This is a genomic window from Oscillibacter sp., from assembly GCF_032018205.1.
Taxonomy (GTDB): Bacteria; Bacillota; Clostridia; order Oscillospirales; family Oscillospiraceae; genus Oscillibacter.
In genome coordinates this window covers 1-25908 of the sequence record NZ_DALZOY010000003.1, presented here as the reverse complement: position 1 = coordinate 25908, position 25908 = coordinate 1, and the positions used below count along the sequence as shown (strand labels likewise).

The 25908-nt window shown below is 58.4% G+C and carries 39 protein-coding genes and 1 pseudogene; 10 read left to right on the top strand and 30 right to left on the bottom strand.

Features of this window, described 5'->3' with window-relative positions; all coding sequences use genetic code 11:
* The first annotated feature begins 43 nt into the window (after positions 1-43).
* From RTU96_RS03010 to RTU96_RS03000, 3 genes are all read left to right on the top strand, one after another.
* The gene (locus RTU96_RS03010) at positions 44-1135 is read left to right on the top strand and encodes a PfkB family carbohydrate kinase (RefSeq protein ID WP_312634861.1); all 1092 of its coding nucleotides are present in this window, start codon (positions 44-46) and stop codon (positions 1133-1135) included.
* A 71-nt stretch (positions 1136-1206) separates the two neighbouring features.
* Positions 1207-2133, top strand: a complete 927-nt coding sequence (locus RTU96_RS03005) for a pseudouridine-5'-phosphate glycosidase (protein WP_312634860.1) — start codon at positions 1207-1209, stop codon at positions 2131-2133.
* Positions 2134-2227: 94 nt separating this feature from the next.
* On the top strand, positions 2228-2593 hold the full coding sequence (locus RTU96_RS03000; RefSeq protein WP_293008018.1) for a DUF1294 domain-containing protein: 366 nt from the start codon (positions 2228-2230) through the stop codon (positions 2591-2593).
* Between the two features lie 124 nt (positions 2594-2717).
* Here the strand turns inward: RTU96_RS03000 and RTU96_RS02995 are convergent, their stop codons facing one another.
* From RTU96_RS02995 to RTU96_RS02985, 3 genes are read right to left on the bottom strand one after another with little or no spacing between them, the layout of a single operon-like run.
* The gene (locus RTU96_RS02995; RefSeq protein ID WP_312634859.1) at positions 2718-3305 is read right to left on the bottom strand and encodes a chromate transporter; all 588 of its coding nucleotides are present in this window, start codon (positions 3303-3305) and stop codon (positions 2718-2720) included.
* Positions 3302-3844: a chromate transporter gene (locus RTU96_RS02990; RefSeq protein ID WP_312634858.1), complete on the bottom strand. Its 543-nt coding sequence runs from the start codon at positions 3842-3844 to the stop codon at positions 3302-3304. Before RTU96_RS02990 ends, RTU96_RS02995 begins: the two co-directional genes overlap by 4 nt.
* Before the next feature lie 54 nt (positions 3845-3898).
* Positions 3899-4906 (bottom strand): biotin--[acetyl-CoA-carboxylase] ligase, encoded by a 1008-nt coding sequence (locus RTU96_RS02985; RefSeq protein ID WP_312634857.1) that lies wholly within the window; start codon positions 4904-4906, stop codon positions 3899-3901.
* Between the two features lie 168 nt (positions 4907-5074).
* On the opposite strand from RTU96_RS02985, the gene RTU96_RS02980 reads away from it, so the two are divergent.
* Together RTU96_RS02980 and RTU96_RS02975 are read left to right on the top strand one after the other, a co-directional pair.
* Positions 5075-5632, top strand: a complete 558-nt coding sequence (locus RTU96_RS02980; RefSeq protein ID WP_312634856.1) for a biotin transporter BioY — start codon at positions 5075-5077, stop codon at positions 5630-5632.
* Positions 5633-5898: 266 nt separating this feature from the next.
* Positions 5899-7104 (top strand): BTAD domain-containing putative transcriptional regulator, encoded by a 1206-nt coding sequence (locus tag RTU96_RS02975; RefSeq protein WP_312634855.1) that lies wholly within the window; start codon positions 5899-5901, stop codon positions 7102-7104.
* Between the two features lie 122 nt (positions 7105-7226).
* On the opposite strand, the gene RTU96_RS02970 is transcribed toward RTU96_RS02975, so the two are convergent.
* From RTU96_RS02970 to RTU96_RS02960, 3 genes are all read right to left on the bottom strand, one after another.
* On the bottom strand, positions 7227-7493 hold the full coding sequence (locus tag RTU96_RS02970) for a hypothetical protein (protein WP_293008006.1): 267 nt from the start codon (positions 7491-7493) through the stop codon (positions 7227-7229).
* A gap of 217 nt (positions 7494-7710) precedes the next feature.
* Complete coding sequence (locus tag RTU96_RS02965; RefSeq protein WP_312634854.1) at positions 7711-9744, bottom strand: SpoIIE family protein phosphatase; 2034 nt, start codon at positions 9742-9744, stop codon at positions 7711-7713.
* Between the two features lie 36 nt (positions 9745-9780).
* Complete coding sequence (locus RTU96_RS02960) at positions 9781-9987, bottom strand: hypothetical protein (RefSeq protein WP_312634852.1); 207 nt, start codon at positions 9985-9987, stop codon at positions 9781-9783.
* A gap of 32 nt (positions 9988-10019) precedes the next feature.
* On the opposite strand from RTU96_RS02960, the gene dusB reads away from it, so the two are divergent.
* The 5 genes from dusB (at position 10020) to RTU96_RS02935 (ending at position 14059) form a co-directional block, all read left to right on the top strand.
* Positions 10020-10988, top strand: a complete 969-nt coding sequence (gene dusB / locus RTU96_RS02955) for a tRNA dihydrouridine synthase DusB (protein WP_312634850.1) — start codon at positions 10020-10022, stop codon at positions 10986-10988.
* Positions 10985-11587 carry a sigma-70 family RNA polymerase sigma factor gene (locus RTU96_RS02950; protein ID WP_312634849.1) on the top strand — a complete coding sequence of 201 codons (603 nt, stop codon included), beginning with the start codon at positions 10985-10987 and terminating at the stop codon, positions 11585-11587. Before dusB ends, RTU96_RS02950 begins: the two co-directional genes overlap by 4 nt.
* Before the next feature lies 1 nt (position 11588).
* On the top strand, positions 11589-12446 hold the full coding sequence (locus RTU96_RS02945) for a zf-HC2 domain-containing protein (RefSeq protein ID WP_312634848.1): 858 nt from the start codon (positions 11589-11591) through the stop codon (positions 12444-12446).
* 221 nt (positions 12447-12667) lie between these two features.
* Positions 12668-13195 carry a QueT transporter family protein gene (locus RTU96_RS02940; RefSeq protein ID WP_312634847.1) on the top strand — a complete coding sequence of 176 codons (528 nt, stop codon included), beginning with the start codon at positions 12668-12670 and terminating at the stop codon, positions 13193-13195.
* A 24-nt stretch (positions 13196-13219) separates the two neighbouring features.
* On the top strand, positions 13220-14059 hold the full coding sequence (locus RTU96_RS02935) for a deoxyribonuclease IV (RefSeq protein ID WP_312634845.1): 840 nt from the start codon (positions 13220-13222) through the stop codon (positions 14057-14059).
* A gap of 266 nt (positions 14060-14325) precedes the next feature.
* Here RTU96_RS02935 and rplQ read toward each other — a convergent pair whose 3' ends face one another.
* The 24 genes and pseudogenes from rplQ to rplP form a co-directional block, all read right to left on the bottom strand.
* A complete protein-coding gene (gene rplQ, locus RTU96_RS02930; protein WP_294856667.1) occupies positions 14326-14670 on the bottom strand; it encodes a 50S ribosomal protein L17 in 345 nt (114 codons plus the stop codon).
* Positions 14671-14729: 59 nt separating this feature from the next.
* Positions 14730-15686, bottom strand: a complete 957-nt coding sequence (locus RTU96_RS02925; RefSeq protein ID WP_312612230.1) for a DNA-directed RNA polymerase subunit alpha — start codon at positions 15684-15686, stop codon at positions 14730-14732.
* An 87-nt stretch (positions 15687-15773) separates the two neighbouring features.
* Positions 15774-16376 (bottom strand): 30S ribosomal protein S4, encoded by a 603-nt coding sequence (gene rpsD, locus RTU96_RS02920; RefSeq protein WP_312634843.1) that lies wholly within the window; start codon positions 16374-16376, stop codon positions 15774-15776.
* A 20-nt stretch (positions 16377-16396) separates the two neighbouring features.
* Complete coding sequence (rpsK, locus tag RTU96_RS02915) at positions 16397-16804, bottom strand: 30S ribosomal protein S11 (protein ID WP_293009143.1); 408 nt, start codon at positions 16802-16804, stop codon at positions 16397-16399.
* Between the two features lie 15 nt (positions 16805-16819).
* Positions 16820-17185: a 30S ribosomal protein S13 gene (rpsM, locus tag RTU96_RS02910; protein ID WP_293009145.1), complete on the bottom strand. Its 366-nt coding sequence runs from the start codon at positions 17183-17185 to the stop codon at positions 16820-16822.
* 25 nt (positions 17186-17210) lie between these two features.
* Positions 17211-17324 carry a 50S ribosomal protein L36 gene (rpmJ, locus tag RTU96_RS02905; RefSeq protein ID WP_014116882.1) on the bottom strand — a complete coding sequence of 38 codons (114 nt, stop codon included), beginning with the start codon at positions 17322-17324 and terminating at the stop codon, positions 17211-17213.
* A 62-nt stretch (positions 17325-17386) separates the two neighbouring features.
* Entirely contained in the window at positions 17387-17605 is a 219-nt protein-coding gene (gene infA, locus RTU96_RS02900; RefSeq protein ID WP_014116881.1) for a translation initiation factor IF-1, read from the bottom strand.
* Positions 17606-17608: 3 nt separating this feature from the next.
* Positions 17609-17893, bottom strand: a complete 285-nt coding sequence (locus tag RTU96_RS02895; RefSeq protein WP_294856670.1) for a KOW domain-containing RNA-binding protein — start codon at positions 17891-17893, stop codon at positions 17609-17611.
* 10 nt (positions 17894-17903) lie between these two features.
* Entirely contained in the window at positions 17904-18656 is a 753-nt protein-coding gene (gene map / locus RTU96_RS02890) for a type I methionyl aminopeptidase (protein WP_294856671.1), read from the bottom strand.
* A gap of 7 nt (positions 18657-18663) precedes the next feature.
* Complete coding sequence (locus RTU96_RS02885; protein WP_294856672.1) at positions 18664-19296, bottom strand: adenylate kinase; 633 nt, start codon at positions 19294-19296, stop codon at positions 18664-18666.
* A 17-nt stretch (positions 19297-19313) separates the two neighbouring features.
* Positions 19314-20683: pseudogene (gene secY / locus RTU96_RS02880) on the bottom strand (preprotein translocase subunit SecY).
* Between the two features lies 1 nt (position 20684).
* Positions 20685-21125, bottom strand: a complete 441-nt coding sequence (gene rplO, locus RTU96_RS02875) for a 50S ribosomal protein L15 (protein ID WP_293007404.1) — start codon at positions 21123-21125, stop codon at positions 20685-20687.
* Between the two features lie 14 nt (positions 21126-21139).
* Positions 21140-21322: a 50S ribosomal protein L30 gene (gene rpmD, locus RTU96_RS02870; RefSeq protein ID WP_040663522.1), complete on the bottom strand. Its 183-nt coding sequence runs from the start codon at positions 21320-21322 to the stop codon at positions 21140-21142.
* 13 nt (positions 21323-21335) lie between these two features.
* Positions 21336-21836 carry a 30S ribosomal protein S5 gene (gene rpsE / locus RTU96_RS02865; RefSeq protein WP_293007401.1) on the bottom strand — a complete coding sequence of 167 codons (501 nt, stop codon included), beginning with the start codon at positions 21834-21836 and terminating at the stop codon, positions 21336-21338.
* A gap of 18 nt (positions 21837-21854) precedes the next feature.
* Positions 21855-22214 (bottom strand): 50S ribosomal protein L18, encoded by a 360-nt coding sequence (rplR, locus tag RTU96_RS02860; protein WP_293007399.1) that lies wholly within the window; start codon positions 22212-22214, stop codon positions 21855-21857.
* 14 nt (positions 22215-22228) lie between these two features.
* Positions 22229-22774: a 50S ribosomal protein L6 gene (gene rplF / locus RTU96_RS02855; protein ID WP_294856677.1), complete on the bottom strand. Its 546-nt coding sequence runs from the start codon at positions 22772-22774 to the stop codon at positions 22229-22231.
* Positions 22775-22789: 15 nt separating this feature from the next.
* Positions 22790-23188, bottom strand: coding sequence for a 30S ribosomal protein S8 (gene rpsH / locus RTU96_RS02850; RefSeq protein WP_293007395.1), 399 nt, complete (start codon positions 23186-23188; stop codon positions 22790-22792).
* Positions 23189-23358: 170 nt separating this feature from the next.
* A complete protein-coding gene (locus tag RTU96_RS02845; RefSeq protein WP_091127912.1) occupies positions 23359-23544 on the bottom strand; it encodes a type Z 30S ribosomal protein S14 in 186 nt (61 codons plus the stop codon).
* 15 nt (positions 23545-23559) lie between these two features.
* Positions 23560-24099 (bottom strand): 50S ribosomal protein L5, encoded by a 540-nt coding sequence (gene rplE, locus RTU96_RS02840; protein WP_293007389.1) that lies wholly within the window; start codon positions 24097-24099, stop codon positions 23560-23562.
* Positions 24100-24118: 19 nt separating this feature from the next.
* A complete protein-coding gene (rplX, locus tag RTU96_RS02835) occupies positions 24119-24430 on the bottom strand; it encodes a 50S ribosomal protein L24 (RefSeq protein ID WP_293007387.1) in 312 nt (103 codons plus the stop codon).
* A gap of 14 nt (positions 24431-24444) precedes the next feature.
* Positions 24445-24813 (bottom strand): 50S ribosomal protein L14, encoded by a 369-nt coding sequence (gene rplN / locus RTU96_RS02830; RefSeq protein ID WP_040663505.1) that lies wholly within the window; start codon positions 24811-24813, stop codon positions 24445-24447.
* Positions 24814-24827: 14 nt separating this feature from the next.
* Complete coding sequence (rpsQ, locus tag RTU96_RS02825) at positions 24828-25085, bottom strand: 30S ribosomal protein S17 (protein WP_041615533.1); 258 nt, start codon at positions 25083-25085, stop codon at positions 24828-24830.
* Positions 25086-25108: 23 nt separating this feature from the next.
* On the bottom strand, positions 25109-25309 hold the full coding sequence (gene rpmC, locus RTU96_RS02820; RefSeq protein WP_293007381.1) for a 50S ribosomal protein L29: 201 nt from the start codon (positions 25307-25309) through the stop codon (positions 25109-25111).
* 1 nt (position 25310) lies between these two features.
* Complete coding sequence (gene rplP / locus RTU96_RS02815) at positions 25311-25748, bottom strand: 50S ribosomal protein L16 (RefSeq protein WP_312634839.1); 438 nt, start codon at positions 25746-25748, stop codon at positions 25311-25313.
* Positions 25749-25908 lie beyond the last annotated feature (160 nt).

Below are 25908 nucleotides of genomic sequence, written 5' to 3'. Positions count from 1 at the left end.
CATGTGATTACTAAATATCAAAAAGCTTACAGAGGTGAAGTTCATGACCCAAAGGGAGCGCCAACTGCTCAACTGGATTGAGGAAAATCCCCTGATTTCCCAGCAGGAGCTGGCGGAAAAAGCGGGCATCACCCGCTCCAGCGTGGCTGTTCACATCTCTAACCTGATGAAAAAGGGCTGCATCGCCGGGAAAGGCTACATTGTTCGCACCGCACCTTACGCGGCGGTGGTGGGCGGCGTGAATATGGACATTGGCGGGTGGCCCGCCGAGGTGCCGGTGGCCCGGGACTCCAATCCCGGCCGGGTGCGCATGAGCCTTGGCGGCGTGGGCCGGAACATTGCCCACAACATGGCACTTATGGGGCTGGACGTGCGGCTGATGACGGTGTTCGGCGACGATCTAAACGCCCGGAAGATTGCCGCTGGCTGCGCAGAGGTAGGCATCGACGTATCCCAGTCCCCCTTTCTGCCGGGGGAGCACACCTCCACCTATCTCTTCATCACTGACGAGGGGGGCGACATGGCCCTTGCCGTCAGCGACATGGAGATTTACCAGCGGCTGACGCCCCAGTTTCTTGCCCAGCGGCAGAAGCTGCTGGACGGCGCGCAGGTAGTGGTGGCGGACACGAATCCCCCTGCCGAGGCCCTTTCCTATCTGGCGGACCACTGCACTGCCCCCATTTTCTGCGACCCTGTCTCCACCGCCAAGGCGGAGAAGCTCCGCCCCATCTTAGGAAAGCTCCACACCCTCAAGCCCAATCGCATTGAAGCGGAGCTGCTTTCCGGCGTGGAAATCCGGGATGAAACAAGTCTTCGCCGCGCGGCGGACGCGCTGCTGGAAACCGGACTGCGACGGGTGTTCATCTCGCTGGGCGGCGACGGCGTGTTTGCCGCCGACCACCACGCCGCCGTGCAGCTTCCGGTAATCCCCGGGTCGATGGTGAACACCACTGGCTGCGGCGACGCGTTTATGGCCGCCATCACTTGGGCATATCTCCGCGGCTCGGATTTGGAGGAAACCGCTCGGCTGGGGCTTGCCGCCTCCTCCATCGCCATGGAGAGCGGAGAGACGATTAACCCGGCGATGCAGGCGGACGAGCTGTGCCGCCGCGCCGGGATCTTAAAAGCGCTTTAATCCCCCGATTTTCAGCAAATTATTTTACAATCAGTCATTTTTAATCAAAAATTATACACGGAGGAATCATTATGCTGAACAATTATCTGGATATCTCCCCCGAAGTGCGCGCCGCGCTGGACGCGGGCAAGCCCGTGGTCGCTCTGGAATCCACCATCATTTCCCACGGTATGCCCTATCCCCAGAACGTGGAGACGGCGTTGAACGTGGAGCAGCTTGTGCGGGACAGCGGCGCCGTCCCCGCCACCATCGCCATCATTAAGGGGCGGCTGAAAGCCGGTCTTTCCAAAGAAGAAATTGACTATCTTGGCAAAACCGGCCACGGCGTTCCCAAGGCCAGCCGCCGGGACCTGCCGGTACTGGTGGCGCAGGGCCGGGACGGGGCCTGCACCGTCACCACCACCATGATTATCGCAAGCCTTGCGGGCATCTCCGTCTTCGCCACCGGCGGCATCGGCGGCGTTCACCGGGGCGCGGAAACCACCATGGACATCTCCGCTGATCTGGAAGAACTGGCCCACACCCCCGTCATGGTGATCTGCGCTGGGGCAAAGTCCATTCTGGACCTTGGCCTGACGCTGGAGTATCTTGAAACCCACGGCGTGCCCGTCATTGGTTACGGCACGAAGGAACTGCCCGCCTTCTACACCCGGAAATCCGGCTTCGGCGTGGACTATCGTCTGGACACCCCGGAAGAGCTGGCAAAAGCCTTCCACGTTCAGCAGCAGCTGGGCCTTGGCGGCGGAATGCTGGTGACAAACCCCATTCCCGAGGAGTATTCCATGGACCCGGCTGTCATCAACGGGGCCATTGCCCGCGCTGTGGAGGAGGCGAAGCAGCAGGGGATTCACGGCAAGGAAACCACCCCCTTCCTGCTGGCGAAAATCAAGGACCTTACCGGCGGCGATTCTCTGGACAGCAACATCCAGCTTGTGTACAACAACGCCCGGCTGGCGGCCAAGACCGCCGTGGCCCTGCGTGCTCTTGAAAACGTCTGATCGCTGTGTTAAAATGAGCCGACGGGAGCATCCCGTCGGCTCATTTTGTATTTCCGGCTGAATGGTTCGCCGATTCACTAAAGGAGGGCTCTCTATGGAAACGAAACTTCCTGTGCTCCCGGAAGCCACAAACTTTTCCACCGTGGCTTTCATTCTCGGCTCTCCTTGGGGCCTTGCCCTGACGTGGCTTTTACTGATTAATCTGATTACTTTTTTCGTTTTCGGCTTTGACAAGCTGAAAGCAAAGTGGAAGGAAACCCATGAAACCACCCGCCGGGTGCCGGAGAAAACGCTGTTTTTTCTCAGCGCCATTGGCGGCAGTCTGGGCGCGCTGCTGGGTATGAAGGTCTTTCGTCACAAGACCCTTCACAAAACCTTCCGATTCGGCATCCCCGCCATTTTATTTTTGCAGGTGGTGGTGGTTGGCGGCCTTTGGGTCTATTTCCATTCAAATTGGTAAGAAGCTCCCTGCAACCGCCGTCTGAAAAGTACATATCCTTTACAAACAAGCCACCTGTAATGCTGTAAGCATTACAGGTGGCTTTCGTTTCGTATGCCGGTTCCCGCGTGGGGCTGCGCTTGTCTCATGCTCCGCCGAAGCGGAACACCACGCCAACGACGGCGGAAATTGCGATAAAGACAACAGGATGCCACTTTTTTGTGGGCTTCACCCAAGTGGTGAACACCAGCAAAACTCCCGCCAGCGCCAAGCCCCGCCAGTTGAACAATCCGGCCCAGTCCACCCCCTCAGTCGACAGAGCGGTGTAATTCACCAGCGTCTCCAAAATCACACCCAGACAAGCCGCGCCGATCAGCCCGGTTGAGGCGGGCCGCAGCCCGTAAAACGCAAACTCCACGTATTTGCTGCGGCGAAATTGCTGCAACAGCGCGGCGATAATCAAAATCACGATGATGGAGGGGGTCACCTCTCCCACGGTGGCGACAATCGCCCCCGGCACGCCCGCCGTGGTAAACCCCACGTAGGTGGCCATGTTGATGCCCACGGGTCCCGGCGTGGACTCAGAAATCGCCAACATATTCATAAGCTGAGCCTGCGTAAACCAACCGGTGGCTTCCCCCATATGGGACAGAAACGGCAGTGTGGCCATTCCACCGCCCACGGCAAACAAGCCCACCTTAAAAAATTCCCAAAAAAGCTGAAGATAAATCATGCCTTTCGCGCCTCCAACTGCCGCAGTGCGATGCCTGCCAAAGCGGAAAGCACCACAAACACCACCGGCGTCACATCCAGCGCAAAGCTCCCCGCCAGCACCAGTAGAAAAATCACCAGCGTCCGCTTGTCCACCACCGACTTTTTCAGCAGCTTCGCCACCGCGTTGAAAATCAATACGCACACGCACACCTGAATCCCTGCAAAGGCGTTTTTCACCCATGCCAGATGATTAAAGCTGTCGATAATTCCGGCCAGCAGGGAGATAATCACCAACGACGGAAACGCCACGCCGATGGTGGCCACAATGCCGCCCAGCACGCCGCCCCGCTTCTGCCCCACGAAGGTGGCGGTATTCACCGCGATGATGCCGGGGGTGCACTGACCGATGGCAAAATAGTCCGCCAGCTCCTCCTCGGTGGCCCAGCCCTTGTTCTCCACCACCTCCCGCTGCAGCATCGGCAGCATCGCCATTCCGCCGCCGAAGGTCATCACACCGATTTTTGCGAAGGCGATAAACAACTCCCAGTATTTTTTCAAACCAGTCCTCCTCTTTTCCTCCCGGAGCCCTGCCGCTCCCGCGTTGGGAACCCCTCAGTCCACATAGCCGTACATCCCCCGGACGGATACCTCTCCGGTGCGGACGGTCTTTCGCGTTCCGTCCTCCAGCTCCACCATAAGGCCGAACTCGTCGTCAATATCCAGCGCCTGAGCCGTTTCCCGCCCGCCGTCGGATGATAGGAGCTGCACGGGCTTCCCTAATGTTACGCAGTCCCGCCGATAAGCGTCCAGATACCGGTCGGTATCTCCCCGAAGGATGTCTCGGTACAGCCGGTCCAGCGCCCGGATTTCCGCTGCCGCCAACGCGGGGCGGGACACGGACTTTCCTAGCGCCATGTCCAGCGACACGGCGATTTCCCGAAGTTCCGGGCCAAAATCCTCCGCCGTCTGGTGGACGTTAATTCCCATGCCGATGACAAGATATTGCAGGTTGCCGCTCTCCCCCTCCAGCGCCATCTCCGTCAGGATACCGCAGAGCTTCTTCCGCCCGATGACCAGATCGTTGGTCCACTTGATGCCCGGGCGAATCCCGCAGACCTCCTCTACCGCGCCGCACAGCGCCACGGCGGTCTGGGCGGTGACGCAGCCAAGCCGCCCAAGCGGTACCCCGCGGGGCCGCAGCAGCACAGACAGTGCCACCAGCTTCCCTCCGGGGTTTTGAAACGGACGGTCCATCCGCCCCCGCCCCCCCGTCTGGCAATCCGCTGTCACCACGGTGCCCTCCTCTGCGCCGGAAAGAGCCTGCTTTTTCAGATACGTATTGGTGGAATCCACGCTGTCCAGACACACCAGCTCCCGTCCCACCAGCTCCGTCTCGCCCAGAAAGCCCCGGATTTCCTTTTCCGTCAGCGCGTCCGGCGCAAAAAGGAGCCGGTAGCCCAGCCCCGTCCTCGCCTCCACGGTATAGCCCTCCTTTCGCAGGGCGTCCACCGCCTTCCAGACCGCGGCCCGGCTCATTCCCAGCCGCTCGGCGGCCTCTTCACCGGAAAAATAGTCCCCCGGGCGGCTCCTCAGCAGCTCCAATATTTTTTGACGGCTCATCAGGTCCGCCTCCTCTTATAAATTCCCTGTCAGCATACCACGTTGCACTCTGTTTGTAAACCGCCCGGAGTTGTAAACCACTTCAAAAAATAAGTTGACATTCTTGAAAAATGTGCTATTCTCTCTGTAAACCATAAATAAAAATCAAGTTTACAACAGGAGGCCCTCATGAAAACAATAGCACTGATTCTCTGCGCCCTGTTCGCGGCGCTGACCGCCGTGGGCGCGTTCATCAAGATTCCGTTTCTCTATTCCTCCATCACGCTGCAATTTTTCTTTACCGCTTTGGCAGGCGTGCTGCTAGGGGCAAAATACGGGGCGCTGAGCCAGCTTGTTTACGTGGCGCTGGGGCTGGCAGGCCTGCCCATCTTTACCTCCGGCGGCGGACTGGGATACTTTCTCTATCCCACCTGCGGCTTTTTGCTGGGACTGATTCCCGCCGCATGGGTCATCGGAACACTCGCGGGGGATGGACGGTCCATGAAGCGGGTGGTCCCTGCTGCTCTGGCGGGGCTGGCGGTTTTATACGCGGTGGGCCTGCCCTATATGGCGTTCATTCTGAACGTGTACATGGGCAAGGGAATGAATTTGGGAGCGGTCCTGATGGCGGGGATGATTCCGTTCCTTCCCGGCGACATGGTAAAAATTATTGTGGTGGGCGTTCTTGCCCCCAAGCTGCTGCCCCGGCTGCGTCTTCACTCCGCCGACGCGAAGTCTCCGTCGTAACCACCGTAAGGAATGCACCCCTCCGTCCCGCAGAATTGCTTGCTCTTTTCCCATATTATATCCGGACCACCTATGGCCGGCGTGCTGAAAAAGTCAGGCGGCTCACTGCGTTCCGGCGCGGCCTACTCCGGCCTCTGAAGCTTCTGCGGACGGCTTTTTTGAAAATGTAACAGTTGCAAAAAAAGGGGAGATATGTTATAGTCTGGTGTATCGGGCGCTGCGCCGCAGCGCGTATACCGGATTTGAACTGACAGGGGGCGTCCTGCTTGACAAGTCAGCAGTCTTCCATTTTGAAAATTCAAATGCTGGGAGGCTTCTCGCTGCTTTGGAGCGGCCGGGAGATCACAGACAGCGACAACCGGTCCCGGAAGGTGTGGCTGCTGCTGGCATATATGATCTGCTGTCGAAACCGTCCTGTTTCGCAAAGCGAGCTGTTCAGCCTGCTGTGGGGCGACGAGGGAACCGTGAACCCCGTGAACGCTTTGAAAACCATGTTTCACCGGGTTCGCACCATGCTGGACGGGTTGAGCGACGGCGCAGGGCACACGCTGATCATCCGCCGTGGCGGCAGCTATGCCTGGAACGACGAAATTTCCGTCTCCGTGGACGTAGAGGAATTTGAAGTCTTGTGCCAGACCGCTTCGGCCCAGCCGGACGAACAGGCCCAGCTTAAGCTGTATCTGGAGGCTTTGGAGCTTTATCAGGGCGATTTTCTGCCCAAGCTGTCCTCCGAATCCTGGATTGTCCCGCAGAGCACCTATTTTCACAATCTCTATCTCAGAACGCTGCGCTCCGTTCTCCCCCTCTTGCAGGAGCAGGCGCGTCAAGCCGACATTGTGGCTTTGTGCGGGCGGGCGATCCTTGTGGAGCCTTACGACGAGGAAGTGTATCAATTTCTGATGCAGGCGCAGCTTGCATTGGGCGACCAGCAAAGCGTGATTAAAACCTATGAACGCATGAGCGATCTGCTCTTTACAAATTTTGGCATTATGCCCGCCGACGAAAGCAGGGCCATCTATCGCGAGGCTGCCCGCACCGTCAACGAGCGGTCTGTAAATCTGGGGCTTTTGCGGGAGCAGTTGGACGAGCCCGGCAGCGTCAGAGGGGCTCTTCTGTGTGACTATGATTTTTTCCGCATTATTTATCAGGCAGAGGCCCGGTCCGTGGCCCGCAGCGGAGCCGCGGTGCACATTGCCTTGATTTCCGCCGCAGGCTGCGAGTCGAAGCCCTTGTCCCGCCGCAGTTTGGACTGCTGCATGGACAATTTGCAGGACGTGATTGTGGGAAATCTTCGCCGGGGCGACGTGGTGGCCCGGTGCAGCGTTTCCCAGTACATACTGATGCTGCCGCAGGCCAACTATGAAAATAGCTGCATGGTCTGCGACCGGATCGTGCGGGCCTTTTCCCGGCAATATCCCCACTCTCCGGCAACGCTGAGCTTTACGGTGCAGCCCTTGGTTCCCCATTCTTGAATTTTTAAGCGGTTCGCAGTTTTTTTTGGACCGGAGAGCGGCGCGGCGGATATTCCGCCGCGCCGCACAAATAAAGCGGTGCGCTTTCTTTCTTTGAAAGCGTACCGTCTTATTTTATTTCCTTATAGCACCGATACCAGCAGCCACGCCAGCCCACAGGCCCCCGCGCCGGTCAGGGACCACAGCACCGGAGGAATCTGGTTAAGCCGCTTTTTCAGGCCCGAGCCGCCCGCGTATTCCTGCGCCACCCGGCGGGCCTCCTCCACCAACTCCCGGGAGGAAACGCCCTCTCCCGCCGCATCGTTGCGCACAATAAAAATTGCCTGCTCAAAGTATCGTCTGTCCGGCGAGTCCACAACCACTACCCGCCGGGAAATGCCCTTGACCATCCTGATCCACTCCTTTTTTTCTGTCGGTTCCGCAAACCGGAACGGCATATAATCCAGTCTCATTTTGGCACTGCGGGGAAATTTTTATACCCCGCCGAGGAAAAGATTTTCAGCTTGACTTTTATAGGAAAAATTTTCAAACAAACCAAGGCCGCGGAATTTAAAAATCCCGCGGCCCTGTCGTCTCAAAAATTTTATAATCGCCTTTGGATTTGCCTTACACTTCTTTCAGTCCTTCGGACGGCAGGTACAGCACCTGAACGCCGCAGTCGTCCACAAGACCGTTTTGCTTTTCTGCTTCCCGCAGAATCAAATTTGCAAGCTGCTGCGGGTCCGTCCCGCTCCAGCCCGCCAGTAGATTTTGAAGCCACTCGTCGTGGTTGCTGTCCGCCGCCCCGTCGCTGATAAGAACAGCAAAGCTCTCCGGCTCCAGCCGCAGACGGGTCACATCCGGCCCCGCCGGAGACGTTTTCAGGCCCGCGGGCAGCGCCGCGCCGGTGATACGGCGCACTCTTCCGAAACGCTTGATATAGGAGGGCGCCGCGCCGTATTTGTAAATGGCGGCTTCCCCGCTTTCCAACTGCAACGTCAAAAGGTCGATGGTGGAAAAGCTTCCCGTTTCCTGCCCACGAAGGGCCATGGCAGCATTCATGGTGTTCAGCGCAGCCTCAGCTTCCACACCCGCTTCTAAAAACTGGCGCAGCAGCCGGCAGGTCAGGGCGGATTCCCGCCGGGCCGCCTCGCCGCTGCCCATGCCATCGGACAAAAGCAGACACAGCAGGCCGTTGTCCGTTTCAAAGGAAGCCAGCGTATCGCCGCAGGAAACCTCCCCCTGCTTAGGCTTAATGGCCGCGCCCAGTTGATACCGGTGGCGAACCCCCACCGACGTGGGAACCGCTTCCAGATTTGCCGCCGTGGCTGCCAACAGGTCGCTGAGCCGGGCATACTGCCCCTTTGCGTCCTGCCGAGTCTCTTCCATTCTGCGTCGGTACTGCTTGCGCAGAAGATAGGCTGACAGCTCCACATTGATCGCTCCCAGAAATTCCGGCAGGTGGATGCAGCGAGAGGAAAAGTGGTTTGGAAAGTCCTTTGCCAGCGACCGTCCCCGCTCCAGAAGATAGGGCGTGGCGTCGTTTAAAGCGTTGTAGGTCGCGCCGTACTCCTTTTTCCAGCACAAATCGCACAGGGCGCAGCCACGGCAGACCCGCTCCGCCGCCCGGTCAAACACAATTGCGGGATTTTCCTCTGCGGACTGGATGGGCCCCCGGCCCATGCTGTCGTATAAGTCCCGGAAGGCCGACGCGGCCCGATCCAGCCGCTCCCGGAGAGTAGGCAGCGCACTGGCTTCCTGATGGGCGGTCTGCTTGACCCGCTTGCCGCCCAAAAGTTTTGGAGGAACCAGTAAAAAAAGCGGAATCGCCAGCGCCGCCTCCCCGATAGCGGAAAGTCCCTGCTCCTGCGTCACAGGGGCAAGCGCCGTCAGTGCCGCCAGCAGCCAAAGCGCCCCGGCGGAGATGCGGCTTCGCCCCGTCCGCAGGCCCGCTGCCATTCCAGCAAAGCCATACGCGGCAGTGAAGACCGGCGCGTTCCCCCCTGCGCACAGGTCCGCCAGAAGTCCGGCCCACACGCCGGTGACTGTTCCTGCGGATGCGCCCTTCTGCCATGCGGTAAACAGCACCAGACAGGCGATGACCGTCCGCCCCAGAGAGATTCCCCCGGGAGCCACATCGGAAAACGCAAGCAGCAGCGTCACCGCCAGAAATTCCAGAGACTCGGACTTTTTTGTTTCCTCTCCGCCCCGCAGCAGCGGTGCACAGCACCGGGCGGAGACACCCACCAGCACGGTGGTCAGCAGACACGGCGTAAGCCTGGCCAACGGCGAGAGGGACTGCGCCACATAGATGCCCTCCACCGCCAGCGTCATTCCAGAGGCCACCAGAGGCGTGAACAAAGGCCTGTCCGTAAGCTTCATGCCCCGAAAGGCCGCCGCCGCCGTATACACCAGAATTGCCACAGCAATGTGGGCAAGTCCCGCCGAAAACTCCAGAAACACCAGCGCACCCACAACCGCCCCAGCCAGAGCGCACATTCCGTTGATTCCCGCGCCGCAGGCCGCCGTAAAGCCCAGCGCAAAGGGCGCGCTCCCCCCCGTAATCTGGGCCGCAGTCAGCGCCGCCGCCAAAAAAAAGCGCACGCCGCCGTTTAAAAAACGCACCGCCCGTGCGTTGTCCAAAGTGATCTGCCCGTGCATCAGGCTTGTCCCCTCCCTCGTTGGTTTTCCATTATTTTACATAACAACATTTAAAAATGCCGTCGGTAAAAGAGAGAGTTCAAAAGTTTTTGGTTTGCCGCCGCCATCCCCGGCGGATTTTGGAGAGTTTTCCGGCCCGGACCGGGAAAGGGGCAGGTTCCCTCTTTTCATTTGATTCGAGTTGTGATAGACTAAGAAAGTATATTGCGCCCCTGCTTGGGGTGTCTTCGTAAGAATTGGCAATCTGGGCCCCGGCCCGCAAAGGAGCTTATTTTTTGAAAATAGGAACAGTGGAAATTCCATCTATGCTGGCCCTTGCCCCCATGGCGGGAGTGACGGACGCCGCCTTCCGCCAGATTTGTGCGGAAAACGGAGCGGGCTATACCTGTACGGAGTTGATTTCCTCCAAGGCCCTGTGCTATGGCGACAAAAAAACGCAAGGCCTGCTGGCCCCCTTTCCCGGCGAGCGGCCCTTTGCCGTTCAGATTTTCGGCAGCGACCCCGCCTGCATGGCGGAGGCGGCGCAGATTGCGGCGGAGCTGTCCGGGGCTGACGTGGTAGACATCAACATGGGCTGTCCCGTGGGGAAGGTCGTGAAAAACGGAGACGGCTCGGCTTTGATGAAGGACCCGGAAAAAGCCGCCCGGATTGCCGAGGCGGTGGTGCGGTCCAGCCCCGTGCCGGTGACGGCGAAAATTCGCCGGGGCTGGGACATGGGAAATCTGAACGCAGTGGAAGTTGCAAAACTTTTGGAACAGGCGGGTATTTCCGCAATCGCGGTCCACGGACGCACCCGTGTGCAGATGTACGGCGGGCAGGCAGACTGGATCTCCATCAGGGAGGTCAAGGAGGCCGTGAACGTCCCGGTCATTGCCAATGGCGATATTTTCAAGCCCGAGGACGCGGTGCGTATTTTAGAGCGAACTGGCGCGGGTATGGCTATGATCGGGCGAGGCTGCTTTGGAAATCCGTGGCTGTTTACACAAGCGAAGGCGCTTTTGGAGGGGCTTCCATTGCCGCCCCTGCCGCCACTGGAAGAACGGTGCGACACCGTGGTGCGCCAGATTGAGCTTTCTGCCGCGGCCCGGGGCGAGCGAACGGCTGTGCTGGAGGCCCGGCGGCACTATTGCTGGTACTTAAAGGGGATTCCCCACGCTGGATATTACAAGGAGCAGATCGTCCGCATGAACACACTGGAGGACGTTTATACTGTGACGAAAGGGATCAAAAGGGATCTGAAATGAATGACATACCGGAACAACAACTGGTAAAAGACGCACGGGCGGGCGACGCAGACGCCTTTGAAACGCTGGTTCTCCGCTACGAAAAGCGAGTTTATTCGCTGGCGCTGCGGATGTGCGGCAACCCGGCAGACGCGCAGGAGGCGGCACAGGAGGCATTGCTCTCCGCGTGGCAAAGCCTGCCCTTCTTCCGGGGGGAGTCCAGCTTTTCAACGTGGCTGTACCGTCTGACCTCCAACGCGTCGGTGGATCTTCTGCGGAGGGAAAAGCGGCAGCGGGCCGTCTCTTTGGACGACGGAGAGCTGAGCCTGAACATCCCCGACGACCGGCTCACCCCCCACGAGGAGGCGGAACAGTCTGAACTGCGGGAGGCCATCCGCTCCGGGCTGAAAAACCTGCCGGACGACTATCGGGCGGTGCTGGTGCTACGGGAGTTGCATCAACTGAGCTATCAGGAGATTTCCAGCGCGCTGGACGTGGATTTGGGCACCGTGAAGTCCCGGATTAACCGGGGGCGAAAACGGCTTTGTGAATTTTTAACGGAAACCGGGAACTTTTCACCCGCCGCTCCGTCCAAGAATGCAGAGAAGGAGGGGCGATAATATGAAAATTTGCGAACAATATGCACCCCTTTTGGATTCCTTTGTAGACGGGGAGCTGTCGGAGCAGGAAGCCGGAACCGTGCGGGAGCATCTTGCCGCCTGCCCCGCCTGCGCGGCTTATGTCTCAGACGCTTTTGCCATCCGAGCCGCATTTGGAGACGTGGAGGAGACAGAGGTCCCCGCCGGCTTTGCCGACGGTGTGATGGCCGTCATCCGGGCAAACGCTGCACCCCGGAAAAAAACCCACCGCGGCCTGAAAACGGTTGCGTCTCTGGCGGCCTGCGCCGCTCTTGTAATCGCCGCCGTGCGGGTACTACCCTTTGAAAACTTTTCGGGCAGCGCGCCTATGACCGCCATGGCGGGGGGCGGCGCGGCTTTCAAGGCTGAATCGGAGAGCAGCGCGGCGGAAAGCGAGGAGTTACTTCCTACCCAAGAGGAAAACGAGTCCTATGACGCGCCCTCCGACGAGGATACGATGACCCGGAGCTACACCGCTTCCTCCCCTCAGCTCTCTGAGATGTACGATTCCCCTTCCCCTGACAGCGCGGCCCCCTCCGAGCAGCAGGCTCCGCCCTCCTTCCTCATGACCCACCAGACCAATGGGGACGGCGGCGCTTCGGAGGAAGACACCGTGTTTGCCGGAGTGGTTTTCCTTCCTGCCGGCGAGCGCCTGAGCGCGCTTTTGGAGGACCGGGAGAGCCAGCCCTACTCCGACGAAGACGGCGGTGCCGGAACCGGTTACGCAATGACACTGGATGAGTTGACAGCCATTCTGGAGGAACTGGACGTAGAGCCGGAGCTGCGGATCAACACCGACAAAACTACCGATCTGTATTGTCTCGTGGTGTCTGATTCATAAATGAACATCGCAAGGGGCCGCCTGTTGGCGGCCCCTTGACTTTTGTGCACAGGCTGTGCTATACTTCCAATCGACAGGTGCCATCTCCCTGTCCAAGCGTCGGATACGGCGTTCGTTCGGCAAAATCTTTGCCGTTCTCTAAACAAAAAAATGGGGGTTACGCGCATTTGCGCGCCGCGTGCTTTGTGACGGCCTCCGAATTTAAAAGGAGGTCTTTTTTCATGTCCAAATCACGCTTCACCGTACAGCAAATTGCCTTCGCCGGGATCGTGGGGGCGCTGTACGCCGTCCTCAGCTACTTTGCAGCCATCTTCGGCGTGGCTTACGGGCCGGTGCAGTTTCGCTTTTCCGAGGCACTGTGCGTCCTGCCCTTCCTGTTTCCCGCCGCCGCGCCGGGCCTGTTTGTGGGGTGCCTCGTTGCAAATCTCCTGTCTCCCTACGGTGCGCTGGACATTGTTTTCGGCTCCCTTGCAACGCTTTTGGCCGCAATCCTTACTATGAAGGCCCCCAACAAATGGCTGGCCCCCCTGCCGCCGGTGTTGTGCAACGCGGTCATCGTGGGCGCAGTCATCTCCTTCCAACAAGCCGGCTTTACCGATGCGTTTCCCGCCGCGCTGGCATATAACGCCCTGACACTGGGTCTTGGCGAGGCGGCAGTCTGCTATGTACTGGGAGGTATTCTCCTTGCGGCCCTGTCCCGGGTACGCGGCCTGCGGCCTATGATGGCGGAGAACCGGATTTCGCTGTAACCTCTCTTTGACGAAAGGATTTTTATGCTGAACATCGGATGTCACCTCTCCTCTTCTAAAGGCTTTCTCGCCATGGGGAAAACGGCGGCGGAAATCGGCGCCTCCACCTTTCAATTTTTTACCCGCAATCCCCGGGGCGGCGCGGCCAAGGCGCTGGACATGGACGATATTGCCGCCTACCGCGCCTTTGCGGAAGAGCACGGTATTTTTCCCCTTCTGGCCCACGCGCCCTACACCCTGAATTGCTGCGCCGCCGACCCCAATATCCGGGAATTTGCCAGAAACACCATGGCGGACGATTTGGCCCGTCTGGAGCATTTTCCCGGTGCCTTGTATAACTTTCACCCCGGAAGCCATGTGAAGCAAGGGACTGAGGCGGGAATTGCGCTGATTGCCGAAACATTGAACGCTGTTCTGCAGCCTGGGCAGACCGCCCGGGTGCTGCTTGAAACCATGTCCGGAAAGGGCAGCGAGGTGGGCCGCAGCTTTGAGGAGCTGCGGGCTATCATGGACCGGGTCGAGCACCGCGAGCTTCTGGGCGTGTGTCTGGATACCTGTCACGTTTACGACGCCGGGTACGATTTGGTACACGATCTGGACGGCGTGCTGGATGCGTTTGAAAGTGCGGTGGGACTTGACCGCCTGCAAGCCATCCATCTGAACGACAGTAAGAATCCCTTTGCCAGTCACAAGGACCGCCACGCCCGTATCGGAGAGGGCAGTCTCGGTCTTGACGCGTTCATCGCTATCATCAATCATCCCAAGCTGCGGAACCTGCCCTTTTATCTGGAAACTCCGCAGGAGGACGTGGCTGGTTACGGGCGAGAGATTGCCCTTCTACGGAGCAGATTTCTAAAGAATTAAAATTTTCTGCGCTTACAGCTTAACCCACGAATGCACGATCTGTGCGATTTTACCTCGCTGTAATGCGCTTTTCTGGAAACCTTCTTCATTAGGCCGCTATAATTCGCTGCAGATTGAGAAAGCGCACAGAATGGTCGCTTTCCCGCTACATAAGCGGGATGTCTCTGTTAGCACACTTTTTTATGAAAACACGTTTCTTTTCCTTCCGAAAAATTTGCATCTAAAAAAGCGCCCCTGCCAGTCGGCAGGGGCGCTTTCAAGATTATTTACTTTACCAGCTCGATAATGGCCGTCTCCGCGGCGTCTCCGCGGCGAATGCCGGTGCGGATCACGCGGGTGTAACCACCGTTGCGCTCCGCATAGCCGGGGGCGATCTCCTTGAAGATCTTCTTGCAAACATCCTCGCGGGTAATGAAGGTCATAGCCTGCCGATAGGCAGCCAGATCATTCTTCTTCCCCAGGGTGATCATCTTCTCGGCCAGGGGCTTGATCTCCTTGGCGCGGGTGACGGTGGTCTCCATAGCGCCTTTGTCCAGGAAATCGGTGACCTGCTGGCGAAGCATCGCCCTGCGCTGGTCCGTTGTTTTACCGAGTTTACGGGTTCCGGGCATTTCGGTATTCCTCCTTATCGGGAATTTTCTCTCCCGGCAGTCTCCCACCGGGCTTTCAGTCAATTATTCTCTTCGTCTGCCAAAGCCAGACCCATCATCGCCAGCTTATTGATTACTTCCTCCAGCGACTTACGGCCCAGATTGCGAACCTTCATCATCTCGTCCTCGGTCTTGGAAATCAGGTCCTCCACGGTGTTGATGTTGGCGCGCTTGAGGCAGTTAAAGCTGCGCACGCTCAGGTCCAGCTCCTCAATGGTCATCTCCAGCACCTTATCCCGCTGGGCCTCTCCCTTCTCCACCACCGTGGGCTTGCTGCCCACGTTCTCCGAGAGGTCGGTGAAGAGCGTGAAGTGGTCGCACAGAATCTTGGCGCCAAGGGACACGGCGTCCCTTGCGGAGATGGTGCCGTCGGTCCAGACCTCCAGCGTCAGCTTGTCAAAATCGCTGGACGTGCCCACGCGGGTGGGCTCCACAGTATAGTTGACCTTGTACACCGGGGTATAGATCGAATCAATGGGAATCACGCCGATGACCTGCTGGCTCATTGCATGCTTGTTCTTGTCGGCAGAGACATAGCCCCGGCCGTGAGACAGTGTGATTTCCATATTCAGCGTCGCGCCGCTGTCCAGCGAAGCGATATGCAATTCGGGGTTGAGAATCTCCACCTCGCCGTCGGCCTTGATATCGCCGGCGGTGACCTCGCAGGGGCCGACAGCCTCTACATAGACCGTCTTCCCGCTTTCGCCGTGGAGCTTGGTGAGGAGGCCCTTTACATTCAGGACAATCTCCGTCACATCTTCCTTGACGCCGGGGACAGTGGAAAACTCGTGCTGAACGCCGGCGATCTTGATGGAGGTCGCAGCGGTGCCGGGCAGAGAGGACAGCATAATGCGGCGAAGCGCATTGCCCAGCGTGGTGCCATAGCCCCGCTCCAACGGCTCCACCACATACTTGCCGTAGGTCACGTCGCCGGGAGCTTCGATACACTCGATCTGGGGCTTTTCGATTTCGATCATGCAGTTACCCTCCTTCATCTTCTCATTGCGGCAAAGCCCAAAGGCAGGCCGCGTTCGGTTCCTGTCATCTTCGAGGGTGTCCTCCGATTACTTGGAGTACAGCTCGACGATGAGGTGTTCCTCGATGGGAAGATCGATGTCCTCGCGGGCGGGCATCCGCACCACAGTGCCCTTCAGCGTATTCTTCTCGCGCTCCAGCCACGAAGGCAGCAGGAACATCACGGCGTTCTCGCCCACAAGGCGCTTGAACGCTGCGGAGGAGCGGCTGGATTCCGCAACCTCAATCACGTCTCCCGCCTTGACCAGATAAGAAGGAATGTTGACCTTCTTGCCGTTGATAATGAAGTGCCCGTGGTTCACCAACTGACGGGCCTCACGGCGAGTCATGGCAAAGCCCATGCGGTAAACCACGTTGTCCAACCGACGCTCCACCAGAATCAGCAGATTGTCGCCGGTCTTGCCCGGAGTGGCCACGGCCTTTTCATAGTAGCTATGGAACTGCTTTTCCAGAATCCCGTAAATAAACTTGACTTTCTGCTTCTCGTTCATCTGAGTCGCATACTCGCTCTTCTTCTTTCTCATCTGGCCGCCGGGATTACGCTTGGTTTCCTTCTTGGCGTAACCCATCACGGCAGGAGAAATGCCCAGAGTCTTGCAGCGCTTAGCAATGGGCTGCATATTCTTAGCCATAAAGCTTTACCTCCTTCAAATCAGACACGGCGACGCTTCGGGGGACGGCAGCCGTTGTGAGGAATGGGAGTGACGTCCTTAATCATCGTCACTTCCAGACCCACGGCCTGCAGCGCCCGGATAGCGGCCTCACGGCCCTGACCGGGTCCCTTCACGAAAACCTCGACGGTCTTCAGTCCGTGCTCCATGGCGGCGCGAGCGGCAGTCTCCGCTGCGGTCTGCGCCGCAAAGGGCGTGGACTTCTTGCTGCCCCGGAAGCCGAGGCCACCGGAGGAAGCCCAGGAGAGCGCGTTGCCCTGGGAGTCGGTAACAGTCACCATGGTGTTGTTGAAGGAAGAGCGGATATGGACCTGGCCACGCTCGATGTGCTTTTTCTCACGACGGCGGCGGACGACTTTCTTTCCACCGGAACTTGCTGTCTTAGCCATTTTCGTTCTCCCTCCTTACTTCTTCTTGTTCGCAATGGTCTTCTTGGGACCTTTGCGGGTGCGAGCATTGGTCTTGCTGCGCTGTCCACGGACAGGCAGGCCTCTGCGGTGACGCAGGCCGCGATAGCAGCCAATCTCCGTCAAGCGCTTGATGTCCAGCGCGGTCTGGCGACGCAGGTCGCCTTCCACGGAATAAGCCTCAATGGCGTCGCGGAGCTGCTGCTCCTCGGCGTCTGTCAGATCCTTCACGCGGGTATCGGGGTTGATGCCCGTCTGCGCCAGGATGTCCTTGGCGCTCTTTCTGCCGATTCCGTAGATATAAGTCAGTCCGATTTCGATCCGCTTATCCTTCGGCAGGTCAATGCCGGCGATACGTGCCATACTCTTAAAGCACCTCCATTTTTAATTAGCCCTGTCTCTGCTTGTGCTTGGGGTTCTCGCAAATAACCATGACACGGCCTTTGCGGCGAATGACCTTACACTTTTCGCACATGGGCTTCACGGACGGTCTTACCTTCATGTCTAACCATTCCTTTCAGCTTTTGTTCCCAGCCGCACAAAGCGGCGTAGGCAGTGTGTTCGTTACTTTGTACGCCAGGTGATCCGGCCCCGGGTCAGGTCGTATGGTGACATTTCCACCGTGACCTTGTCGCCAGGCAGGATCCTGATGAAATTCATTCTGAGTTTCCCGGAGATGTGCGCTAGGATTGTATGTCCATTGCCGATGTCCACCTTAAACGTGGTGTTGGGCATGGATTCAACCACAACGCCCTCTACTTCGATCATATCGGATTTTGCCAAGCCTTATCCCTCCTGGTCCGGATGAACCTCCCCGCGGTATTCCGCGAGGGCTCTGCGAAGCTCGCTGTTCGTGACTTTTTCTTCGCCTTTAATTTTTGTGGAAAGGCGGGTGTCGTCAGCGGCGACAAACAGCACATGTCTGCGCTTTTTGCGCTTGGGCGACTCTACCCTCCGTGATTTCCCATCCGCCAGCAGCAGATACTCCCCTTCCACGCTCATCACGCAGAAAAGCTTTCCCCGGTCCCTGCCGGCGCTGGACTGAACAATATTCGACTTTGCGATCTCCATAAGCACTCTCTCAAATTGCAGGAGCCGTCAAAATTTCCGGCTCGCCGTCGGTAATCAGGATCGTGTTCTCATAGTGGGCGGCGTTCTTCCCGTCCGCAGTGCGGACAGTCCAGCCATCGCTCATCTGATAAATGGAGGCGGACCCGGCGTTCACCATGGGTTCAACCGCGATCGTCATTCCCGCAAGAAGCCTGGGGCCCCGTCCGGGATGACCATAGTTCGGAATCTCCGGGGACTCGTGCATATCCGCGCCGACCCCGTGGCCGACGAATTCCCGCACAATTCCGTATCCGTGAGCTTCCGCATAAGCCTGCACCGCTGCGGAGATATCTCCGGTGCGGTTGCCTTGACGCGCCTGCTTGATTCCCTCGAAAAAGCTCTGTCTGGTCACGTCGATCAGATCCTGAGCCTCCTTGGAAACGGTTCCGCAGGCAAAGGTTGCCGCGCAGTCCCCATGAAATCCGCCGATATACGCGCCCACATCCACGCTGACAATGTCACCCTCCAGCAGCACCCGTTTTCCGGGGATGCCGTGGATAATCTCGTCGTTGACGCTGATGCAGACGGAGGCCGGATAGCCCTGATAGTGCAGGAAGGACGGCACCGCATGATTCTTTCGGATAAATCGCTCCACTTCGTCGTTGATCTCCTGGGTTGTAACGCCGGGCTTTACCATTTCCCCTGCCAAGGCACGGGCAGCCGCGGTAAGTTTTCCCGCTCGGCGCATCAAGTCGATCTCCTCCGGGGATTTGAGAATAATCATTTCATCCTCATTTCCCCAACGCGTGGAGGATTGCCTGAGAGGTTCCAGCCACGGTGGGCTGGTTCTCCACATATTCCAGAACGCCCCGGGACCTGTAAAAGTCCTTCAGCGGTTCTGTCTCCTTGTGATAGACCACGAGGCGCTGTTCCACAACCTCGGGGTCGTCGTCGTGCCGACGGCTCAGCTTTCCGCCGCACTTGTCGCAGATTCCCTCCTGCTTGGGGGGAACCGCCACCACGTGAAAGCTGGCGCTGCACTGTTCGCACACCCGTCGGCCCGCCATGCGCTTCTCAATCTCCTCATCAGAGATTTCGATGGAAATTACGTGGTCAAAGTAAATACCGGCCTTCTCCAGCGCCTCGGCCTGAGCGATGGTGCGGGGCACCCCGTCCAGAATGTAGCCGTTTGCGCAGTCCGGCTCCGCCAGCCGGTCCGAGATGACGCCGATGATGACCTCATCAGGGACCAGCTTGCCCGCGTCCATGAAAGATTTTGCCTTCAGGCCGGTGGGCGTGCCGTTTTTCACGGCCGCGCGGAGGATGCTTCCGGTTGAAATCGTGGGAATGGAAAATTCCTTGCACAGAATTTCAGCCTGTGTCCCTTTTCCGGCGCCGGGTGCGCCCAACAGGATCAGTTTCATTCCATTTCGCCTCTTTCTTATTCCAGGAAGCCCTTATATTGGCGCATCAGCATCTGAGACTCCAGCGCGCGCACCGTTTCCAGCGCCACGCCCACGATAATGATGACCGAGGTGCCGCCAATGCCCAGGGAGGAGTGTTTAATCACCATACCCGCCAGCAAGGGAACCATGGCCACGATGCCCAGATAAATTGCGCCAAAGAGCGTCACCTTGTTCAAAACCTTCCGAATGAAGTCCACCGTGGGCTTGCCCGGACGGAAGCCGGGGATAAAGCCGCCCTGCTTTTCAGGTTGTTGGCAATCTCCACGGGATTGAACTGAATGGTGGAGTAGAAATAGCTGAAACCGATAATCAGGATGAAATACACCACCATATAGAGGACGGACTTAGTATCAAGGAACTGGGAAAGCGCATAGCTGAAGCTTCCCTCCTCGCCCACGCCGGTAAACGCCATGATAGTAGCCGGCAGAGAAGCGATGGACTGTGCGAAGATGATGGGCAGCACGCCGGACATGTTCACCTTCATGGGAAGAGTCGAGGTCTGGCCGCCGTACATTTTCCGACCCACCTGCCGCTTGGCATACTGGACGGGGATACGGCGTTCAGCGCTGTTGATAAACACAATGAACACAATCAGCGCCAGAATACCCACAAGAATCAGAACCACGCTCCAGGGAGCGAGTGCCTGCTCCAGCATATACTTTGCGTTTGTCGCCGTGTAGCCTGCATCGAGAAGCGTCTGCTCCGTCAGCGCTCCGCTGCGGACGCCGGACCAAGTGATCACGCCCTCGTACATCCCGGATACCATGCTGGGAACGCGGGAGAGAATGCCCGCGAACAGGATGATGGAGATGCCGTTACCCACGCCGAATTCGGTGACCTGCTCGCCCATCCACATCACGAAGGAGGAACCGGCGATGAAGGACACGATAATGACCAGTGCGGGCCAGATGCCTGCATCGGTAAGGATGTCGTAGCGCTTCATAATCATATAGTAGCCGAACGCCTGCAAAATGGCAATGGCCACGGTGGCATACCGGGTGATAGATTGAATCTTCTTCCGGCCTTCCTCGCCACCCTCCTTGGCCAGCCGCTCCAGAGCGGGGATCGCCACGGTGAGCAACTGAATGATAATAGAGCTGTTGATATAGGGCTGGATGCTCAGTGCGAAGACAGTTGCCTGTGCAAACGCCCCGCCGCTCATCACGTTATACAGCCCCAAAATGGTGGTGGTCTGGCTGTTCAGATAGCTGGACAGCGTGGCCGTGTCCACATAGGGAACGGTGATGGCGTTACCGATGCGGAAAATGAGCAAAATCAGCAAAGTGAAAATGATCTTCTTCCGCAGCTCGGGAATATCCCATGCTTTGCGAATCGTAGCGATCACGTTACTTCACCTCGGCCTTTCCGCCAGCTGCCTCGATTGCCTCCTTGGCAGACGCGGAGAAGGCAGAGGCCTGCACCGTCACTTTTTTCGTGACCTTGCCGTTGCCCAGCACCTTGAATCCATAGGTGCACTTGGAAAGGATCCCCTTTTCCAGCAGCACCTGATCCGTGACGGTCTCGCCGTCTTCAAACAGATTCAGCGCGCTGAGGTTGATAATCTCCAGAGGCTTTGCAAAGATGTTGTTGAATCCGCGCTTGGGAACGCGACGCGCCAGAGGCATCTGGCCGCCTTCGAAGCCCACGCGGACCTTGCCGCCGCTACGGGCCTTCTGGCCCTTATGGCCGCGGCCGCCGGTCTTGCCGTTGCCGCTGCCGGCGCCCCGGCCCTTGCGGTAGGGCTGCTGGACGGAGCCTTCGGCGGGAGACAGTTCGTTGAGTTTCATGTTTCCGTGCCTCCTTATTTCACTTCGGCGACCTGCAGCAGATAGCCGATCTTGGCGATCTTGCCGCGGGTCTGGTCGTTGTCGGGCTGCACGGTGATGTCACCGATTTTGCGCAGGCCCAGAGAATGGGCGGTCAGAATCTGCTTTTCCAGACGACCGTTTAGGCTCTTGACGAGCTTAATATTCAAGTTTGCCATAATAAGCCCCTCCTTAACCCACAATCTCGCTGACGCTCTTGCCCCGGATACGAGCCACTTCTTCCGGCCCACGCATGGACCGCAGTCCTTCGAAGGCGGCAGCGACCACATTGTTGGCATTGTTAGAGCGCAGGCACTTGGTACGAATATCCTTAATTCCGGCAGCTTCCACCACAGCGCGGACCGCGCCGCCGGCAATCACGCCGGTACCAGGGGCGGCGGGCTTCATCAGCACGCGTCCGGCGCCGGAGGCGCCGATCACCTCGTGGGGAATGGTGGACCCGGCCAGGGTCACGGTAATCATGTTCTTCTTCGCAGACTCCAGGCCCTTGCGGATGGCCTCGGGAACTTCGGCGGCCTTACCCAAGCCATAGCCGACCTTTCCCTTCTGGTCGCCCACCACCACCAAGGCGGAGAACTTCATCACGCGGCCGCCCTTAACGGTTTTGGAAACTCGGTTGAGGGCAACAACCTTCTCTGCGTATTCGCTGGGCTCTCTTTCAAATCTAGGCATGTTGTTTACCTCCTCCGATCAAAACTTCAGGCCGCCCTCGCGGGCGCCTTCGGCCAGTGCCTGCACACGGCCATGGTACAGATAACCGCCACGGTCGAAAACCACGTTCTCGATCCCCTTCGCCTTGGCCCGCTCTGCAATGAGCTTGCCCACGGCGGAGGCGGCGGCGGCGTTGCCGCCGTAACCGGCAATCTCTTTATCCAAAGAAGACGCGGCTGCCAAGGTCTCGCCCTTCACATCGTCGATAATCTGGGCGTAAATGTTAGACTCGCTGCGGAAGACATTCAAGCGGGGGGTAGCGGCGGTGCCGGAGATCTTGGCACGCACCCTCTTGTGACGCTTCAGGCGCTGAGCATTTGTATTCGGCTTCTTAATCATATCGGCACACCTCCTTACTTCTTGGCGCCGGTCTTACCAACCTTGCGGCGGATGACCTCGTCAGAATACTTGATCCCCTTGCCCTTATAAGGCTCGGGGGGACGCTTCTCGCGGATTTCGGCGGCAAACTGGCCCACAGCCTGCTTGTCGCAGCCGCGCACGATGATTTTATTGGGAGCGGGGACCTCAATGGTGATGCCCTCGATCTCGGAAACGATCACCTGATGGGAGAAACCCAGGTTCATCACCAGGTTCTTGCCCTCCTTGGCCACACGGTAGCCCACGCCATTGACGTCCAGCTCTTTGGTGAACTCATTGGCGACGCCCTCCACCATGTTGTGGAGCAGGGTGCGGGTCAGGCCGTGCAGGGCCTTGTGCTGCTTATCTTCGGAGGGACGGTCCACGGTGATCGTGTTGCCGTCCTGCTTGATGATCATTTCGGGGCGCAGGGCCCGGGCAAGCTCGCCCTTGGGACCCTTGACGGTGACCACATTACCCTCTGCCACGTTGACGGTGACGCCGGCGGGGACGGTAATGGGCATTCTGCCGATTCTAGACATGATTCAGTACCCTCCTTACCAGACGAACGCCAGGACTTCTCCGCCGACATGCCCCTCGCGGGCCTTCTTGTCGGTCATGATGCCCTTTGACGTGGAAATGATCGCGATGCCCAGGCCGCGAAGCACGCGGGGCAGCTCATCAGCGCCCACATAGACGCGCAGGCCGGGCTTGCTGACACGGCGAAGACCTGTAATGACCTTCTCCTTGCCGGCGTTGTACTTCAAGGTGATATGAAGCACGCCCTGAAGGCCGTCCTCCACCATCTGGAAGTTCTTGATATAGCCCTCGTCCAGCAGAATCTGAGCAATGCTCTTCTTCATATTGGAGGCGGGGACATCAACGGTGTCGTGCTTTGCGCTGTTGGCGTTGCGGATGCGGGTGAGCATATCCGCAACCGGATCTGTGATATGCATGGATAAATCCTCCTGTTTTTAGAGTTACGGTTCGGAAAAACCGTTCAGGCAGCGAGGTATCACTATGAATGGAGCAGTCCGCTCGCGCGTGGTGCCCGATTCACAGTGACCTTTCGCCATCCTTTCACCAGGGCTTTCGCCCCAAGCTACAAAAGTAAAATCGGCGGGTCTTAGAAAGACGCCTTCCGAACGCCGGGAATCTCGCCCTTGTAGGCCAGCTCACGGAAGCAGATACGGCAAACGCCGTAGTCCCGGAGATAGGCATGGGGGCGGCCGCAGAGCTTGCAGCGGTTGTACTTCCGGGAAGAGAACTTCGCGGGAGCCTGCTGCTTCAAAATCATAGACTTCTTAGCCATTCTTCTCTTCCTTCCTTACTTGGCGAAGGGAGCGCCGACCTGCTCCAGCAGGGCGCGGGCTTCTTCGTCGGTCTTTGCGGTGGTGCAGATAACCACATCCATGCCGCGGATCTTGTCAATCTTATCGTACTCCACTTCCGGGAAAATCAACTGCTCCCGAATGCCCAGAGCGTAGTTGCCCCGGCCGTCAAAGGAGTTGGGATTGATGCCCTGAAAGTCGCGGACGCGGGGCAGAGCCACGTTGAACAGCCGGTCCAGAAATTCCCACATCTTTGCGCCGCGGAGAGTGACCTTCGCGCCGATGGGCATTTCCTCGCGGAGCTTGAAGTTCGCGATGGACTTGCGCGCCTTGGTGATGATGGGCTTCTGGCCGGTAATCTGGGCCAGATCGCCCACCACGTTCTCAAGAACCTTGGCGTTTTCCCGAGCCTCGCCGCAGCCCACGTTCACGACAACCTTGTCGATCCGGGGAATCTGCATGACGCTCTTGTATTCAAACTGCTTCATGAGCGCGGGAGCGACTTCGGCGCCGTATTTTTCCTTCAGTCTTGCCATGTTCGTCTACTCCCCTTTCTCACAGCGCGGCGCCGCAGTGCTTGCACACGCGAACGCTCTTGCCGTTTTCAATCTTGTGGGCAACGCGGGTGCCCTTGCTGCACTTGGGGCAGACCACCTGCACCTTGCAGGAGGCGATTGCCGCCTCGCGCTTGACAATGCCGCCAGTCTCGCCCTGCTTGCGGGGCTTCACGTGGCAGGTCACCATGTTGATGCCTTCCACCACGACCCGGCTGGTCTTGGGCACGCTGCCCAGAACCTTGCCCTGCTTGCCCCGGTCCTTGCCGGAGAGAACGACCACGGTGTCGCCCTTTTTGATATTCATAGACATATCAGGCGTCCTCCTCAAATCACTTCGGGAGCCAGGGACAGGATCTTCATGTAATCCTTGTCGCGCAGCTCGCGTGCAACCGGCCCAAAGATACGGGTTCCTCTGGGGTTCTGGTCGTCCTTAATGAGGACGGCAGCGTTATCGTCGAAGCGGACATAGGTGCCGTCGTTGCGGCGGACGCCCTTAGCGCTGCGAACGATGACGGCCTTGACCACCTCGCCCTTTTTCACGGTGCCACCCGGCTGGGCCTTGCGGACGGACGCCACAATAACGTCGCCGATGTTGCCAAACTTGCGGGTGGAGCCGCCCAGAACGCGGATGCACTTGATCTCTTTGGCGCCGGTATTATCGGCAACCTTCAAATAGCTTTCCTGTTGGATCATAACTCGGCACCTCCTTACTTCGCTTTTTCAATAATCTCGACCACGCGCCACCGCTTGTCCTTGCTCAGGGGGCGGGTCTCCATAACCTTAACCTTGTCACCGATGCCGCATGCGTTTTCCTCGTCGTGGGCCTTCAGCTTGTAGGTGCGGCCGACAATTTTCTTGTACAGGGGATGGGCCACGCGGTCCTCAATAGCCACGACCACGGTTTTGTCCATCTTGTCGGACACAACCTTGCCGATTCTGGTCTTCCGGGAGGAAGTTCTCACCATTTCACTCATGTTCACTTACCTCCTTACTGCTTTCCGGAAGCCTGAAGCTCCCGCAACACGGTTTTGACTCTGGCAATGTCGTGCTTGGTTTCCCGAATCTTCAGGGGATTGTCAAGCTGGTTGGTGGCGTGCTGCATACGCAGGAAAAACAGATCCTTCTTCAGGCCGGTCAGCTTCTCGTTGAGCTGCTCGGCATTCATCTTGCGAACTTCACTTGCCTTCATCTTACTCACCTGCTTCCTGAGCCTCCGAAGCAGCCTCGCGGATAACCAGCTTCGTCTTGATGGGCAGCTTGTGGCTGGCCAGACGCAGGGCCTCGCGGGCAGTTTCTTCGGGAACGCCGGCAATCTCAAACATGACACGGCCGGGCTTCACAACTGCAACCCAAAACTCGGGGGAACCTTTACCGGAACCCATGCGGGTGTCGGCGGGCTTCTTGGTGACGGGCTTGTCGGGGAAAATCTTGATCCAGACCTGACCGCCACGCTTGGTGTAACGGGTCATGGCGATACGGGCCGCCTCAATCTGGTTGCTGGTGATCCAGCCGGGCTCCATGGCCTGGAGGCCGAACTGACCGTAGGTAATCGTGTTTCCGCGGTATGCCTTGCCGGTCATACGGCCACGGTGCACACGACGGTATTTTACTCTCTTGGGCAGAAGCATTATTCAGCTCCTCCTTCCTTCTTGGGTTCAGCGGGGGCCGCGGGGGTAGCCGCCGGACGAGGGGTGTTGGTGTTGGGGCGGTTAAAGCCGCCCTGAGGGGCGCGGTTAAAGCCGCCCTGTCCGCCTGCGGGGCCGCGGTTGAAGCCGCCCTGTCCGCCTG